This window comes from Hydrogenophaga sp., assembly GCF_965657535.1.
In the GTDB taxonomy this organism is placed as follows: domain Bacteria; phylum Pseudomonadota; class Gammaproteobacteria; order Burkholderiales; family Burkholderiaceae_C; genus Hydrogenophaga.
In genome coordinates this window covers 61,297-76,357 of the sequence record NZ_CBFHOP010000002.1, presented here as the reverse complement: position 1 = coordinate 76,357, position 15,061 = coordinate 61,297, and the positions used below count along the sequence as shown (strand labels likewise).

Annotated in this window: 11 protein-coding genes and 3 tRNA genes; 5 read left to right on the top strand and 9 right to left on the bottom strand. The window is 62.8% G+C overall.

The window, feature by feature from the left end:
* Positions 1-50: 50 nt before the first annotated feature.
* Together ACTG4K_RS03040 and mutY are read left to right on the top strand one after the other, a co-directional pair.
* A complete protein-coding gene (locus ACTG4K_RS03040) occupies positions 51-1,994 on the top strand; it encodes a dynamin family protein (RefSeq protein WP_439112726.1) in 1,944 nt (647 codons plus the stop codon).
* Positions 1,991-3,094 carry an A/G-specific adenine glycosylase gene (mutY, locus tag ACTG4K_RS03035; RefSeq protein ID WP_439112725.1) on the top strand — a complete coding sequence of 368 codons (1,104 nt, stop codon included), beginning with the start codon at positions 1,991-1,993 and terminating at the stop codon, positions 3,092-3,094. Before ACTG4K_RS03040 ends, mutY begins: the two co-directional genes overlap by 4 nt.
* Positions 3,095-3,149: 55 nt before the next feature.
* On the opposite strand, the gene rapZ is transcribed toward mutY, so the two are convergent.
* The 3 genes from rapZ to ACTG4K_RS03020 are packed head-to-tail and all read right to left on the bottom strand — an operon-like array spanning position 3,150 to position 6,706.
* Complete coding sequence (gene rapZ, locus ACTG4K_RS03030) at positions 3,150-4,076, bottom strand: RNase adapter RapZ (protein ID WP_439112724.1); 927 nt, start codon at positions 4,074-4,076, stop codon at positions 3,150-3,152.
* Positions 4,077-4,088: 12 nt separating this feature from the next.
* Positions 4,089-5,732, bottom strand: a complete 1,644-nt coding sequence (gene recN, locus ACTG4K_RS03025) for a DNA repair protein RecN (RefSeq protein ID WP_439112723.1) — start codon at positions 5,730-5,732, stop codon at positions 4,089-4,091.
* Positions 5,733-5,788: 56 nt separating this feature from the next.
* Positions 5,789-6,706 (bottom strand): NAD kinase, encoded by a 918-nt coding sequence (locus tag ACTG4K_RS03020; RefSeq protein WP_439112722.1) that lies wholly within the window; start codon positions 6,704-6,706, stop codon positions 5,789-5,791.
* Between the two features lie 93 nt (positions 6,707-6,799).
* On the opposite strand from ACTG4K_RS03020, the gene hrcA reads away from it, so the two are divergent.
* The 3 genes from hrcA (at position 6,800) to ACTG4K_RS03005 (ending at position 8,070) form a co-directional block, all read left to right on the top strand.
* Positions 6,800-7,819: a heat-inducible transcriptional repressor HrcA gene (hrcA, locus tag ACTG4K_RS03015; RefSeq protein ID WP_439112721.1), complete on the top strand. Its 1,020-nt coding sequence runs from the start codon at positions 6,800-6,802 to the stop codon at positions 7,817-7,819.
* Positions 7,820-7,854: 35 nt separating this feature from the next.
* A tRNA-Ile gene (locus ACTG4K_RS03010) sits at positions 7,855-7,931 on the top strand.
* Between the two features lie 62 nt (positions 7,932-7,993).
* Positions 7,994-8,070 (top strand) — tRNA-Arg (locus ACTG4K_RS03005).
* Positions 8,071-8,324: 254 nt separating this feature from the next.
* Here the strand turns inward: ACTG4K_RS03005 and ACTG4K_RS03000 are convergent.
* The 6 genes from ACTG4K_RS03000 to ACTG4K_RS02975 all read right to left on the bottom strand — a co-directional run bounded on the left by ACTG4K_RS03000 (position 8,325) and on the right by ACTG4K_RS02975 (position 15,037).
* Positions 8,325-8,400: transfer RNA gene (locus ACTG4K_RS03000), tRNA-Thr, on the bottom strand.
* A gap of 11 nt (positions 8,401-8,411) precedes the next feature.
* A complete protein-coding gene (locus ACTG4K_RS02995) occupies positions 8,412-9,431 on the bottom strand; it encodes a class 1 fructose-bisphosphatase (protein ID WP_439112720.1) in 1,020 nt (339 codons plus the stop codon).
* 55 nt (positions 9,432-9,486) lie between these two features.
* Entirely contained in the window at positions 9,487-12,189 is a 2,703-nt protein-coding gene (pepN, locus tag ACTG4K_RS02990) for an aminopeptidase N (RefSeq protein ID WP_439112719.1), read from the bottom strand.
* Entirely contained in the window at positions 12,173-12,841 is a 669-nt protein-coding gene (locus tag ACTG4K_RS02985; RefSeq protein ID WP_439112718.1) for an HAD family hydrolase, read from the bottom strand. The genes pepN and ACTG4K_RS02985 overlap by 17 nt, the downstream gene beginning before the upstream one ends.
* A protein-coding gene (prfB, locus tag ACTG4K_RS02980) for a peptide chain release factor 2 (protein WP_439112717.1) occupies positions 12,841-13,945 on the bottom strand; the annotation gives its coding sequence in 2 pieces (ribosomal slippage) (positions 12,841-13,863 and positions 13,865-13,945; 1,104 coding nt in all). The genes ACTG4K_RS02985 and prfB overlap by 1 nt, the downstream gene beginning before the upstream one ends.
* A gap of 168 nt (positions 13,946-14,113) precedes the next feature.
* Positions 14,114-15,037, bottom strand: a complete 924-nt coding sequence (locus ACTG4K_RS02975; protein ID WP_439112716.1) for an alpha/beta fold hydrolase — start codon at positions 15,035-15,037, stop codon at positions 14,114-14,116.
* Positions 15,038-15,061 lie beyond the last annotated feature (24 nt).

Genomic DNA, 15,061 nt, shown 5'->3' with positions numbered 1-15,061 from the left:
TGCCGGGTTGGCCCGGTGCTATATTGAGCGATAACTACAGAAATCGGCCTATGAGCTTCAATCAGGACTTTGATCAGCACGGCGCTTGGCGCAAGCAGTTTGCTTTGCGGCTGAGGCAACTTTCTGAATGGCTGACCGACCACGACCTGATGGAAGCGGGGGTGCGCGACCGGCTCGAACAGCTGCACGCACAGGTCAAGAACGACAAGATCACCGTGGCGTTTGTGGCCGAGTTTTCGCGTGGCAAGTCTGAACTGATTAACGCGGTGTTTTTTGCCGGCTATGGGCGCCGCATCATGCCGGCCAGTGCAGGGCGCACCACCATGTGCCCCACTGAGCTGGGTTTTGATGCCCAGGTGCCGCCTTGCTTGCGGCTGTTGCCCATCGAAACCCGGCTGCAGCCCCAGTCGCTGCTGGACTGGCGCAATGCGCCCGACAAATGGGAGCGAATCGATCTGGATGTGAACGACCCGAAACAGCTGGCCAAGGCGATTCAGAAGGTGGCCGAGGTGCGCCGGGTGAGCCAAACGGAGGCGGCCGCCCTGGGTTTCTGGGACGACGAAGTGCCCGACGACAACCCTCTGATGGGCTCTGACGGATTGATCGAGGTGCCCAAGTGGCGCCATGCCTTGATCAACATGGCGCACCCGCTGCTCAAGCAGGGCTTGGTGATTCTGGATACGCCTGGACTCAATGCCATCGGCGCCGAGCCGGAGTTGACGGTGAGCCTGCTGCCGCAGGCGCATGCGGTGGTGTTCATTCTTGCGGCAGACACCGGCGTGACCAAGTCCGACCTCACCATCTGGCGCCAGCATTTGGCTGTGCTGGGGGAGCGCAAAGCGTCTCGCCTGGTGGTACTGAACAAAATTGACACCATGTGGGATGCGCTGAGTTCCCCCGATCAGGTGCAGCGGCAAATAGCCTCGCAGCGTACCGATTCGGCCGCCATTTTGGGCCTTTCGCCCAAGCAGGTGCTGGCGGTTTCGGCTCAAAAAGGGCTGCTGGCCAAGGTCAATGGCGACGACAAGCTGCTTGAGGCCAGCAATTTGTTGGAGTTGGAAACGGCGTTGGGCGTGGACTTGCTTGGCCAGCGCCGCACAATTTTGAGTTCGGTGGTGGCTTCAGGAATTCAGTTGCTGCGCCAGGAAACCGGTCGCCTGGTGCACACCCGTGCCCGCGACCTGATGGAGCAGGTTCAGGAACTTGAGGGGCTGCGGGGTAAAAATGTGGGCGTCATCAAACAGATGCGGCTGCGCATTGAGCAGGAACAGGCCGACTTTGACGCCAGCGGGGCCAAGATCCAGGCGGTGCGCTCGGTGCACCTGAGTCTGCTCAAAAACCTGTTTGCGCTGCTCAGCGCCACCCACTTGAAAACCGAGGTGTCCGAGCTGGCCCGTGCGCTCAAGCAGCCCGGCATCAAGCTGGGCGTTAAGCGGGCGTATGGTCAGACCTTTGAGCGCCTTCGCACGGACCTGGCCCGGGCGCACCAGTTGGCGGATGACATCCTGGCCATGCTGGAAGGCAGTTTCAAGGGACTCAATGCCGCGTACGGTTTTTCTTTGCAGGCGCCCACACCACCCCTGCTGACCGACTACGCCCGCGAGCTCGACCTGATCGAGAAAAGCCATTTGCAGTACCTCAGCCTGAGCAATACGCTGCGCCTGGCACAACCCGAATTTGCCGAACGCCTGGCCCGGGCACTCATGAGCCGTCTGAGGGTGGTGTACGACACGGCCGTCAACGAGGTGGAGTTGTGGAACAAGTCGGCAGCGGCCCAGCTTGACGCCCAGTTGCGTGAGCGGCGCCGCAATTTTTCGCGCCGTATTGAAGCGGTGTCACGTATCCAGCAGGCCGCTGGCGGGCTTGACGAGCGCATCCGCGAACTGCAATCGCAGCAGGCCGAGCTCCATTTGGTGGATGCCAAACTGTCTGAACTGACCGACCACCTGCTGGCAGCGCCCGACGAGAGGTCTGACAGCGCCATGGCCACATGAACGCGGTGGTGGTGAACGCGGGCAGCGGCCTGCCTCTGGCATTTGCGCGGCTGCTGATCGACTGGCAGCGCCAACACGGCCGCAGGGGCTTGCCATGGCAGCACACCCGAGACCCGTACCGGGTGTGGTTGTCTGAAGTCATGCTGCAGCAAACCCAGGTGAGCACGGTCCTGTCGTACTTTCCCCGTTTTTTGGACAAATTCCCAACGGTCCAAGCCCTGGCCGAAGCGAGCGCTGACGAGGTGATGGCCTTGTGGGCCGGGCTGGGGTACTACAGCCGCGCGCGCAACCTGCACCGCTGTGCCCAGGCGGTGGTGGCCCAGCACGGTGGCGTGTTCCCCAGCAACGCAGCAGGCCTGCAAGCGCTGCCTGGCATCGGCGCATCTACCGCTGCGGCGATCGCAGCGTTTTGCCACGGTGAGCGGGTGTCGATCGTGGACGGTAATGTGCGCCGGGTGCTGTCGCGCTTGTTGGCTTTTGATGGCGACCTGGCGCAAACCGCGCGCCAGCGCGAGCTGTGGGACTTGGCCCAGGCCCTGCTGCCAGAGGCGCCGTCGCCCGATGACATGACTGCCTACACACAGGGCCTGATGGATCTGGGCGCCACCTTGTGTGTGCGCAGCCGGCCCCAATGCGAGCGCTGCCCGGTGCAGGGCATATGCCGTGCGCTTGAAACCAGCACGGTCTCGAACTACCCGGTCAAGACCCGCGCTGTGAAGCGCCGGCACGAAAGCTGGTGGCTGTTGTTGTTGCGCGAGTCGGGTCACGCGGGCCGTGAGCGTATTTGGCTGGCGCGCCGGCCAGCGCCGGGTATCTGGGCGGGCCTGTATTGCCCACCGGTATTCGGCAGCGAAGCGGCACTGCTGGACGCGCTGCCGCCAACTTGGCGGGAAGGTTTGCACGAGCTGGAGGCCGTGTCGCACAGCCTGACGCACCGCGAACTGCGCTTGCACCCGCGTTTGCTGGTGCTGGACGGACCGTTGATGGTGCCCGCCGCGATGGAGGGCGACTGGGTGGACATTGTGGCCTTGCATGGGCACGGTCTGCCGGCTCCGGTGCGCGTGTTGCTGGCGCCTTGGCTGGGCCGCGCCCAGACCTGAAAGTGCGAGGGAACTTGGCGATGTGGGCTGTGCCTTTTCGCGCTGGGTCTGCCTCTCAGGCGCTGGTGTTTTCTGCCGCGGCAGGCGGCTGTGGCCATCCATTGGCTTCGCGGTGCCGCACACGCGTGCTCCACTCGGCACCAAAGGCTTGCGCCAATTGCTCTACCAGGTAGACCGAACGGTGCTGCCCGCCCGTACAGCCGATGGCCACGGTCACATAGCTGCGGTGGTCGCGCAGCATCTGGGGCAGCCAATGCCTCAGAAAGGCCATGATCTGCTCCCGCATCTGCGCTACTTCAGGCTGGTCGGCCAGGTATTGGGCCACTGGTGCATCGCGTCCACTGAGCGCTTTGAGCTCTGGTTCGTAGTGCGGGTTGGGCAGCATGCGCACATCAAACATGAAGTCTGCATCCATCGGCACGCCGCGCTTGAAGGCAAACGACTCAAACACCAGCGTCAGTGGCGAGTGTGTGGCGCCCAGCATGTCTTTGATCTGGCTTCGCAACTGAGCTGGCCGAATCAGGCTGGTGTCCATCACCAGAGCGAGCTCGTGCAGCTCGGCCAGCAGTTCGCGTTCGTGCTCAATCGCATCGGTCAGCGCGCGGCGCTGGTCGTGGCTGGTTTTGAGCGACAGCGGGTGCAAACGGCGGGTTTCTGAAAACCGCCGCACCAGCGTGTCGGTGTTGGCGTCCAGAAAAAGGATGGTCAGGTTCACCTGGCGGCCAGGGTGCCTTTGTAGTGCAGCCAGCCGTTGCGGCAGCCCCGGGAGCGACGCAGCGCTGCGCACGTCCATCGCAATCGCCACCTTGTCGGTCCGGTGGCTGTGTTCGAGGGCTATGAATGGCTCCAGCAGCTCCGGCGGCAGGTTGTCCACGCAATAGAAGCCCACGTCTTCCAGCGCGGTCAGCGCCACGGACTTGCCGGAGCCGGACATGCCCGTGATCAGCACCAGCTCGATGGCTTGAGAGGGGGGTGTTGTCACGGTGTCGGTCATTCAGTTGGCGAGCAGTTCGCGGGCGTGGGCGAGCGACACCTCAGACGCTGCACTGCCGCCGAGCATGCGGGCGAGTTCGCTCACGCGGCCCTGCGGTGTGATGGCTTTGACCGTGCTGACCGTCTGCGCGCCGGCTTGCTGTTTGCTCACCAGCAGGTGTTGGTCGGCGCAGGCGGCCACCTGGGGCAGGTGGGTCACAGCCAGCACCTGGCGGTCAACGCCCAACTGGCGCAGCAACTGGCCCACGGTGTGGGCCACCGCGCCACCAATGCCCGAGTCCACCTCGTCAAAAATCAAGGTGGGCGCTTGCCCCAGGCGGCTGGTGACGACCGAAATGGCTAAGGCAATGCGTGAGAGCTCACCGCCAGACGCCACTCTGCCCACCGGGCGCGGTGTCACGCCGTTGTGGCCGGCCACCAGAAATTCCACCTGTTCCCAGCCTTCGGCTTGAGGTTCTTCCAGCCGCTGAAGGCTCACTTCGAAGCGGCCGCCCTGCATGCCGAGGGACTGCATGGTTTCCGTGACCGCCTTGGAAAGCTTGGGCGCTGCTTGCTGGCGTTTTTTCGTCAGCGTCTGCAGGGTGGCTGAGAAGGCCTGCCAGGCCTGGCGCTCGTCCCGCTGCAGGGCGGCCAGGTCCAGCGCCTGGTCAACACGGATCAGGTCTGTTTTCCACTGCGCGTGCAGGTCGGCCAGTTCCTCGGGGGGGCGGCGGTAGCGCCGCGCCAGCGACACCCATTGCGACAAGCGCTCGTCAAGTGCTTCCAGGCTGGCGGGGTCTTGCTCGGTGCGCCGAGCGTATTGGTGAAGGCTGTGCACGGTGTCCTGCACACCGGCCAGCGCGGCTTCCAGTGCCTCAATGGCATCGGCGAACTGCGGTTCGATGTGCGCCTGTGCCTGCAAGGCCGTGAGCGCGCGATGTAACAGGCTGCCCGCGCTGGGTTCGTCGTCGTCCAGCGCCGACACCGCCACCTGCACCGCGTCCAGCAGCGCTTGCGCATGGGCCAGGCGGCTGTGCTGGGCATTCAGTTCGGCCCATTCATCGGGCAGCGGAGTGATTTTGTCGAGCTCGGCGATTTGCCAGGCCAGGCGTTCACTTTCCTGTTGCAAGGTGTTCTGGCGCTCGGTGGCCGTTTCCAGCGTCTTGCGCTTGCTTCGCCATGCGGTCCAGCCTTGATGGGCCGCTGTGGTGTCTACGCCAGCATAAGCATCAAGCAGTTCACGCACCGCGTCTGCGCGGGTCAGGCTTTGCCAGGCGTGCTGACCATGAATGTCCACCAGGCTTTTGGCCAGCGCCTTCAGCTGGGTCATGGTGGCGGCGCTTCCGTTGATCCAGGCGCGACTGCGGCCTTCGGTGTCTACCGTGCGCCGAAGCAGCAGGGTGTCTTCGACCGGAAAGCCTTGTTCTTCAAGCCAGGGGGTGAGCGCGGGCAAGGCATCAAACTCAGCGGCAATTTCACATCGGGCAGCGCCCTCACGCACCACGCCGCTGTCGGCGCGGGCACCCAAGGCGAGTTGCAGGGCGTCGATCAGGATGGACTTGCCGGCACCGGTTTCTCCCGTCAGAACGGAGAAGCCGCTGTCCAAGTCCAGGTCCAGGGACTGCACGATGACAAAGTCGCGCAAAACGATGCGTCTGAGGCTCATGAACGTCGGAATCCAGGGTCGGTTTTTGGGGTGTCGCCCGTATTGTGACCGGCCTTTCAGGCCCCTTCGTTCCAGTGCAGTTTTTTGCGCAAGGTGTCGAAATAGCTCCAGCCCACCGGGTGCAGCAGCCGCAGGGCGTGTTCTGAGCGGCGCACCACAATACGGTCGCCGTGCATCAGGCTGGTGAGCGACTGCATGTCGAAATTGGCGCTGGCGTCTTTGCCCGAAACAATCTCCACAGCGATCTCGCTGTCGGACGGCAGCACGATCGGGCGGTTGGACAGCGTATGCGGCGCAATCGGCACCATCACCCAGCCGGCAATGGCTGGGTGCAGCAGCGGCCCGCCGGCAGACAAGGCATATGCTGTGGAGCCAGTTGGCGAAGAAATGATCAAGCCATCGGCGCGCTGGTTGGCCACGAAATGGCCGTCCACTTCCACACGCAACTCAATCATGCTGGCCACGCCACCGCGGTTCACCACCACATCGTTCAGCGCGGTGGCCTCAAACACGCAGCGGCCGTCGCGCCAAACGCTGGCCGCCATCAGCGCGCGCGGGTCTTCTTCGTATTCTCCGCGCAACATGGGCCGCAGTTTTTCTCGGTAACTTTCAAAGGGGATGTCGGTGATGAAGCCCAGCCGCCCTTGGTTGATGCCCACCAGTGGCACCCCATAGCGCGCCAGCTGGCGGCCAATGCCCAGCATGGTGCCGTCGCCGCCCACCACCAGTGCCAGGTCACAGGTGTTGCCCATGGCGGGCACATCCAATGCGGGGTATTGCAGCAAACCGGTGTTGAGCGCCGTTTCCTGCTCCAGCGACACGTCGCAACCCTCGGCATGTAGAAAGTGGGCAATTTCATCCACCGCGTTGCGCGAACCTGGCGCATGGTACTTGCCGATGATGACCACATGCGCAAAGCGCAGCGGGCGCCTCTCTCGGGGGGGGGCAGACCTGGTATCGGATGGCAAACTCATCGGCAAATTACAACATAGCTTCTTTGTCGTGGTTTGCCCGAAAACCCTTGCTCCGAGCGGCCGCGCGAGACCAGACCCTCCTAAAATGAAACGATGTTAGATGACCGCGCCAAGCTGCTGCTCAAAGCCCTCGTTGAGCGATATATCGCCGACGGACAGCCCGTCGGTTCTCGCACACTTGCCAAAGCTGCGGGGCTGGAGTTGTCTCCAGCCACCATCCGCAACGTGATGAGTGACCTGGAAGAGCTGGGCCTGATCACCAGCCCGCACACCTCGGCCGGGCGCATCCCCACGGCGCGGGGCTACCGCCTGTTTGTCGACACCATGCTCACGGTACGGCGCGACGGGCTGGCGCCCATGAGCGAAATGACCAGTCAGGGTTTCGACGCCGGCCAGCCGCAACGTGTCATCAGCCACGCCGCGCAAATGTTGTCGAGCCTGTCGCACTTTGTGGGTGTGGTCATGGCGCCGCGCCGCGCGTCGGTATTTCGGCACATTGAATTTCTCAGCCTCTCCGAGCGCCGGGTGCTGGTCATTATCGTCTCGCCCGAAGGCGATGTGCAAAACCGCATCATCCACACCCAGGTCAACTTCACCCAGCCGCAACTGCTCGAAGCAGCCAACTTCCTCAACGCCCATTACGCAGGCCTCGCCATGGAAGCGGTGCGCGAACGGCTGAAGACCGAAGTCGAAGCCTTGCGCGGTGAAATCGCCGACCTGATGAAAGCCGCCGTTGAAATCGGAGCAGAGGCCGACGCGGCGCAAGAAGAAGTGGTGGTGTCGGGCGAGCGCAACCTGTTGTCTGTGAGCGAGTTTTCAAGCGACATGGGCAACCTGCGGCGCATGTTTGATTTGTTTGAGCAAAAAACCCAACTCATCCGCCTGCTCGATGTGTCGGCCCAGGCCGACGGTGTTCGCATTTACATTGGCGGCGAAAGCCAGGTGGTTCCGTTTGAAGACCTGTCGGTGGTCACGGCCCCCTACGAGGTTGACGGCCAGGTGGTAGGCACACTGGGCGTTATCGGGCCACAGCGTATGCCCTACGAGCGCATGATCCAGATTGTGGACGTCACATCCAAGCTGGTGAGCAACGCGCTCAGCCACAGCAAGTGAGTGCGGCAACATGCCTCTACAATTCAAGTGTCTTGGGGCCGTTAGCTCAGTTGGTTAGAGCAGAGGACTCATAATCCTTTGGTCGTAGGTTCAAGTCCTACACGGCCTACCAAGATGCAGTTTTTGGCGGTGTGAAAAAGTCAGCGTGAAAACCCTGCTAGAATACAAGGCTTCGCGGCTGTAGCTCAGTTGGATAGAGTACTTGGCTACGAACCAAGGGGTCGTGGGTTCAATTCCTGCCAGCCGCACCAAATAGACACCCCGGAAATCGAAAGGTTTCCGGGGTTTTCTATTTCTGGTTTGCCACCAGCGAGAGGCGGTATATCGGGTATGCCGGCATGCCGCCAGACTCCTCGTTTTTGCACGGGGCCTGCACCACCATTTTTCTGAGTCCCACAGGTCTGTCACCCAGCGATTCACAGCACGAGTGACTGTGTGTTCGCTACACGAACAACAAAAGAAAAAGCCCGCTATCTTTTGGATAGCAGGCTTTACTTGTATACGTTGGTGCCGGAGAGATGAATCGAACACCCGACCTTCTCATTACGAATGAGCTGCTCTACCGACTGAGCTACACCGGCAACGCCTTAGATTATAGCGCGGTGTGGTAGCTGGTGATCCGATCGACTTCGTTCTTTGATCCCAAAACCACACTGACACGCTCGTGCAACTTGGTGGGCCGGATGTCAAGGATACGTTGGCTGCCGTTGGTGGCTGCGCCGCCGGCTTGCTCCACCAGCCAGCTCATGGGGTTGGCTTCGTACATCAGGCGCAGCTTGCCGGCTTTTTCGGGTTCGCGCTTGTCCCAGGGGTACATGAAGACGCCACCGCGGGTGAGGATGCGGTGCACGTCGGCCACCATGCTGGCTACCCAGCGCATGTTGAAGTCTTTGCCGCGAGGGCCTTCTTTGCCGGCCAGGCATTCGTCCACATAGCGTTTCACGGGTTCGTCCCAGTGGCGCATGTTGCTCATGTTGATGGCAAATTCTTTGGTGTCGGGCGGAATCTGGATGTGTTCTTTGGTGAGCACGAATGAGCCTTGTTCGCGGTCGAGGGTGAACATGGCCACGCCGTCGCCTACGGTGAGTACCAGGGTGGTCTGCGGGCCGTAAACGCAGTAACCCGCCGCCACTTGTTGGCTGCCGGGTTGCAAGAAGTCTTGTTCGTTGACGGGCTCGATGGTGGTCGGGTCTTCGTTGCCCTTCTTGAGCACCGAAAAGATGGTGCCAATGGACACGTTGACATCGATGTTGGAGGACCCGTCCAGCGGGTCGAACATGAGCAGGTACTCGCCCTGTGGAAAGCGGTTGGGCACCACGTAAATGCCTTCCATTTCTTCGCTGGCCATGGCCGCCAGGTGGCCGCCCCATTCGTTGGCTTCGATCAATACCTCGTTGGCAATGATGTCGAGCTGCTTTTGCATCTCGCCTTGCACGTTTTCGGTGGTGGCCGAACCCAGGACGTCGCCCAGGTCGCCTTTGTTGACGGCCTGGCTGATGTGTTTGCAGGCCCGTGCGACCACTTCGAGCAACAGGCGCAGGTCGCCCGGGATATGACCGTCCACGCGTTGTTGTTCGACGAGGTAGCGGGTGAGTGAAATACGTTTGGACATGATTTTTCAGGTTCGGTGAAAGCTGTTTGCAGCGCTTGGCAAGCTGTAAAAAAGCTCAGTCGGCCAGGGAGCGTGTGACGACTTCGCGCACGTCGTTGCTCAGGTCGGGTTTGGCTGCAACGCGGGCAATGGCTTCGCGCGCAGCGCTGCGGTAGGGCTCGGCGAGCTTTTTCCAGCGGTCGAGCGCACGCGCCAGGCGCGCGGCAACTTGCGGGTTGAAGCCGTCAAGCTCGATGACCCGCTCGCTCCAGAACACGTAGCCCGCTGCATCGGCGCGGTGAAAACCACCCGGGTTGGCGCTGCAGTAGCTGAAGATGACACTGCGGGCGCGGTTGGGGTTGCGCAGATTGAAGTCGGGGTGGACGAGCAGTTGGCGCACAGCGGGCAACACGTTGCCACTGCGGTCGGGTGCGCCAGCTTGCAGGGCAAACCACTTGTCGATCACCAGCGCTTCGCTGCGGAACATGCTGTGGAAGCGGTTCAGCGCGTCGGGTGCCAGCGGCTGGCCGCTGACGACCAGTGCTGAGAGGGCGTTGAAGCGGTCGGTCATGTTGCCAGCGTCTTTGAAGCGCTGGTAGGCCTTGCCAGGCCACACTGGGTTGCCGTTGCTGCGTGCCGCCAAGCAGAGCATGGTGAGTGCCATACCCGCCAGCGCGCGGCGGCCGGTGCCCAGCGGGTCGGGGCTGTAGGCTCCGTTGTCTTTGTGGGCTTCGTACGCCCAGACCCAGTCATCGTGCAGGCCATGCGCGAGCTGTTCGCGCATGGCTTCGCGCACGGCGTGGATGCGCTGGGGGTCGACCACGTCCAGTTGTTCGGCGATGTAGCTTTCGCTGGGCAGAGTGAGCACGAGTTCTTTGAACGCGGCGTCCAGTGCCGGGTGGCGAAGCACGGCGCGCATGGCGGCTAGGTAGGCAGCGTCCAGGGGGGCGTTCGGCACCGGACCTTGCGTGCGGATGGCGTTCAGTGCAAGGCGCAGTGCCAGGCGCTGGCCGGCTTCCCAGCGGTTGAACGCATCGGTATCAAATGCCAACAGGCCCAGCAATTGGGCGTCTGTGTAGTCCACCTCCAGCACCACCGGGGCCGAGAAGCCGCGCAGTATGGAGGGCACCGGCTCGCTGTCGACGTTCACAAAGGTGAAGCTCTCGCTGGCCTCGGTCAGTACAAAGGTGCGGGTGCCAGCTTCGGGCTGGCCCCAATGGGCCAGTTGCAGGGGCAGTTCGGTGCCGTTGGCGTCCAGCAGACCCAGGGCCACGGGAATGACAAACGGTTGCTTGGCCGGCTGGGCGGGCGAGGGGTCGCAGCGCTGTGTGAGCGTGAGCGTGTAGCTGCGCGTTGCGGCGTCAAAAACGCCTTCGGCATGCAGATGTGGCGTGCCGGCCTGGCTGTACCAGCGCTTGAACTGGGGCAGCAGCCGCGCCAGGTCCGACTGCGGGTTGGCATCGGCCATGGCCTGGGCGAAGTCGTCGCAGGTGACGGCCTGGCCGTCGTGGCGGGCAAAGTAGAGCTTCATGCCGGCCGCGAAACCGGCGCGCCCCACCAAGGTCTGCATCATGCGCACGACCTCGGCACCTTTTTCGTAGATGGTGACGGTGTAGAAGTTGTTGATCTCGACGTAGCTGTCGGGCCGCACCGGGTGGGCCATGGGGCCGGCGTCTTCGGGGAATTGTGCGGTGCGCAGCACGCGCACATCTTCAATGCGCTTGACCGCGCGTGCCGACGCTTCGGCGCACAGGTCCATGCTGAATTCCTGGTCGCGAAAAACGGTCAGGCCTTCTTTCAGCGACAGCTGGAACCAGTCGCGGCAGGTGATGCGGTTGCCGGTCCAGTTGTGGAAGTACTCGTGGCCCACCACCGATTCGATGTTGGCGAAGTCGGTGTCGGTGGCAGTGGCGCTGTTGGCGAGCACGTACTTGGTGTTGAAGATGTTCAGGCCCTTGTTCTCCATGGCGCCCATGTTGAAGTCGGCCGTGGCGACGATCATGAAGCGCTCCAGGTCGAGCGGCAGGCCAAAGCGCGCTTCGTCCCACACCACGCTGGCGATCAGCGAGTTCATCGCATGCTCGGTCTTGTCCATGTCGCCGGGGCGCACATACACCTGCAGCAGATGCTCGTTGCCATTGCGCGCCACGATGCGCTGCTCGCGAGCCACCAACTGCCCGGCCACCAGAGCAAACAGGTAGCAGGGTTTTTTGTGCGGATCAACCCATTTGGCAAAGTGCCGGCCGTCGGGCAGCACACCTTCTTCCACCAGGTTGCCGTTGGACAGCAGCACCGGGTAGCGTTTTTTGTCGGCGCGCAGCGTCACGGTGTAGCTGGCCATCACGTCCGGGCGGTCCAGAAAATACGTGATGCGTCGGAACCCCTCGGCTTCGCATTGCGTGAAAAACGTGCCCTGGCTTACGTACAAGCCCATCAACTGCGTGTTCTTGTCGGGTTCGCAGGTGGTAAAAATTTCCAGGTCAAAGGGCGCATCGCCTTCGGGCAGGTTTTCCAGCACCAGCTGGTGGCCCTCCATCTTGAACGAGCAGCCGGCCCCGTTGACCAGCACGCGGGCCAGGTTCAGTTCTTCGCCGTCCAGGCGCAGCGCTTGCGCGGCCACGTCGGTGTTACGGCGCAGGCGCATTTTGTTGAGCACCCGAGTTTTGGCCGGGTCCAGGTCAAAGCTCAGCTCGACCGTGTCGATCCAGTAGGCGGGGGCGGCGTAGTCTTCGCGGCGGATCACCGTGGTTGGGCCATTGGCCTCACGCAGAAGGGACATGGTGGGTCTCCAGGAAACGGGATGTGATCAGTGCGTGGTAGTCGGGAACGCGGGCCAGCACGTGGGCCCCGTCCAGTTCGTCGGCTGTGTGTGAACTGCAAATGGCCACCGCGCGCATGCCGGCACGCCGTGCCGCTTCAATGCCCAGGGGGGCGTCTTCAAACACGATGCAGCGCTCGGGCGCCACGCCCAGGCGCCGCGCTACTTCCAGAAAAATGGCAGGCTCGGGTTTACCGGGCAGGCCTTCGTCGCCACCCACGGTGGGCAGCGTCTGGCCCAAGGCCAAGTGTTGGTAGGCAAAGGCCTGGTTGTGGCGGTCGCCTGCGGTGCCCACGCCCACCGCCAGGCCGCGTGCCTGGGCCTGCACCAAAAAGGCCTTGAAGCCAGCGACTTCGCTGAACACGGGCGCGAACAGCTCACGGTAAACGGCTTCTTTGTCGGCCACAAAGGTGATGGCTCGATCTTCGGGCAGGTCTTGCCCAAACAGCTGGCGCATGCATTCCACACCCGTGCGCCCGGTGGTGCGGCGCATGAGTTCAGGCACGTCGATGCTCAGCCCCCGGCGGCGCGTGAACTCTACCCAGCTGCGCTGATGCGAGGGCATGGAATCGATCATGGTGCCGTCCATGTCGAAGATCAGGGCCTGAACCATTAAACGCCTTGCTTCAGCGAGGCTTCGATGAAGGCGTCCAGGTCGCCGTCCAGCACTTTTTGGGTGGCCGAAATTTCCACGTTGGTGCGCAGGTCCTTGATGCGGCTGTTGTCCAGCACATAACTGCGGATCTGGTGGCCCCAGCCCACATCGGTCTTGGTGTCTTCCAGCTTTTGCTGCTCTTCTTGCTGCTTGCGCAACTCAAAGTCGTACAGCTTGGATCGCAGGCGCTTCCAGGCCACATCGCGGTTGCCGTGCTGGCTGCGGCCATCTTGGCACTGCACCACGATACCGGTGGGAATGTGCGTCAGGCGCACGGCCGAATCGGTCTTGTTGATGTGCTGACCACCCGCGCCCGAAGCGCGGTAGGTGTCGGTGCGCACGTCGGCCGGGTTGATGTTGATCTCGATCGAATCATCAATTTCCGGGTACACGAATACCGAGGCAAACGAGGTGTGCCGTCCACCCGACGAGTCGAACGGGCTCTTGCGCACCAGGCGGTGCACGCCGGTTTCGGTGCGCAGCAGGCCAAAGGCGTACTCGCCTTCGATCTTGATCGTGGCGCCCTTGATGCCCGCGGTGTCGCCCGCAGTTTCGTCTTCAATCGTGGTCTTGAAGCCCTTGCGCTCTGCATAGCGCAGGTACTGGCGCAGCAGCATGCTGGCCCAGTCGCAGGCTTCGGTGCCACCGGCGCCGGCCTGAATGTCCAGGAAGCAGTTCAACGGATCGGCCGGGTTGCTGAACATGCGGCGGAACTCGAGCTTTTCCACCTCGGCTGCCACCTTGGCGGCCTCGCCTTCAATGGTGATCAAGCCAGCGTCGTCACCGTCTTCGTTCGACATTTCGAACAGCTCGGTGTTATCAGACAGCTCGTTGGTGAGGCGGTCAAGGACCAACACCACGTCTTCCAGCGACTTTTTCTCCCGGCCCAGGTCCTGGGCGCGTTTGGGGTCGTTCCAGACGGTGGGGTCTTCCAGCGCCGACTCGACTTCTTTCAGTTTCGATGCTTTGGCATCGTAGTCAAAGATACCTCCGTAACTCGGCTACGCGCGTGGTCAGGTCTTCGAGTTGGCTTCGGATGGCGTTGCTGCGTTCGGCTTCCATGGGGGATCCTTGAATATATGGGGTGCTGAAAATAGGGGGCTGGCCGTGCTGCACAGCAACGACCGAAAGAGCGATTTTCTCACGTCTGGCCAACGGCAGCGCCGAGCCCTGCCGGGCGAGGCTCCACCGAGCACATCCGACACACCAGATGCCCTTCTGGGGCTGGCTTCAGTCCAAGTCCACCCGGGCCAGAAAGTGTTCGATGGTTTGCGCCAGCAACTGGGGCTGGTCGTGGTGCAGCATGTGGCCCGCGTCTGCCACCACCGCGTTGTCCAGGCGCGGCACGGCGCGCAGGCGTTCGTGGTGTTCGGCCAGTGTGAAGCGGCCTTTCCACCACTGGCTCAGGCTGTCGTCGCTGGCCGTGACCGACAGCACCGGTGCGCTGATGCGCCGGTACACCTCCAGCGCCTCGTCCACCCGGTACAGGTAGGCGCTCACCACCTTGTGCGCGGCATCGCCCAAAATTTCCCATTGCCCCTGGGCGTTGGGCGCAGCCCACTGGCGGGCCAGCCAGTCGGCTTTGTCTGGCGCCAGGCGCGGGTTGGTTTTCATGAGCCGGCGGGCCACGGCTTCGGGCGAGTCGTAGGCTTTCAGCGCCTGTTCGCCCCGGTGCAACGCCTTTACTTCGTCCATCCACTGGGCGTAGCGCCCGGGCGCCTGGGCGGGCCGGGTGGCCGGCATGCCAAAGCCTTCCAGGTTCACCAGCCGGCGAATACGCTGAGGTCGCACCCCGGCGTACACCATCACCACGTTGCCGCCCATGCTGTGGCCCACCAGGTCCACCGGCTGCTCTGGGGCGTAGTGGTCGAGCAGGGCGTCCAGGTCGGCCAGGTAGTCGGGGAACCAATAGCTGTCGGGCGCAGGGCCTGCAGCGCGGGTCAGGCCAAAACCCCGCCAGTCGGGCGCCACGATCCAGCGCTGCTGCGCCAGCGCGTCCACCATGAACTGCCAGGAAGCGGCCACGTCCATCCACCCATGCACCAGCACCAGCGGCGCCCGGTCAGGGTCGGGCTCGCCCCAGACGCGCACGTGATAGTTCAGGTTGCGAATGGGGACGAATTCGCTGCGCGAGGCTTTCAGGGCTTGGTACATTCAGTGGATCATAGAGAACGAGAT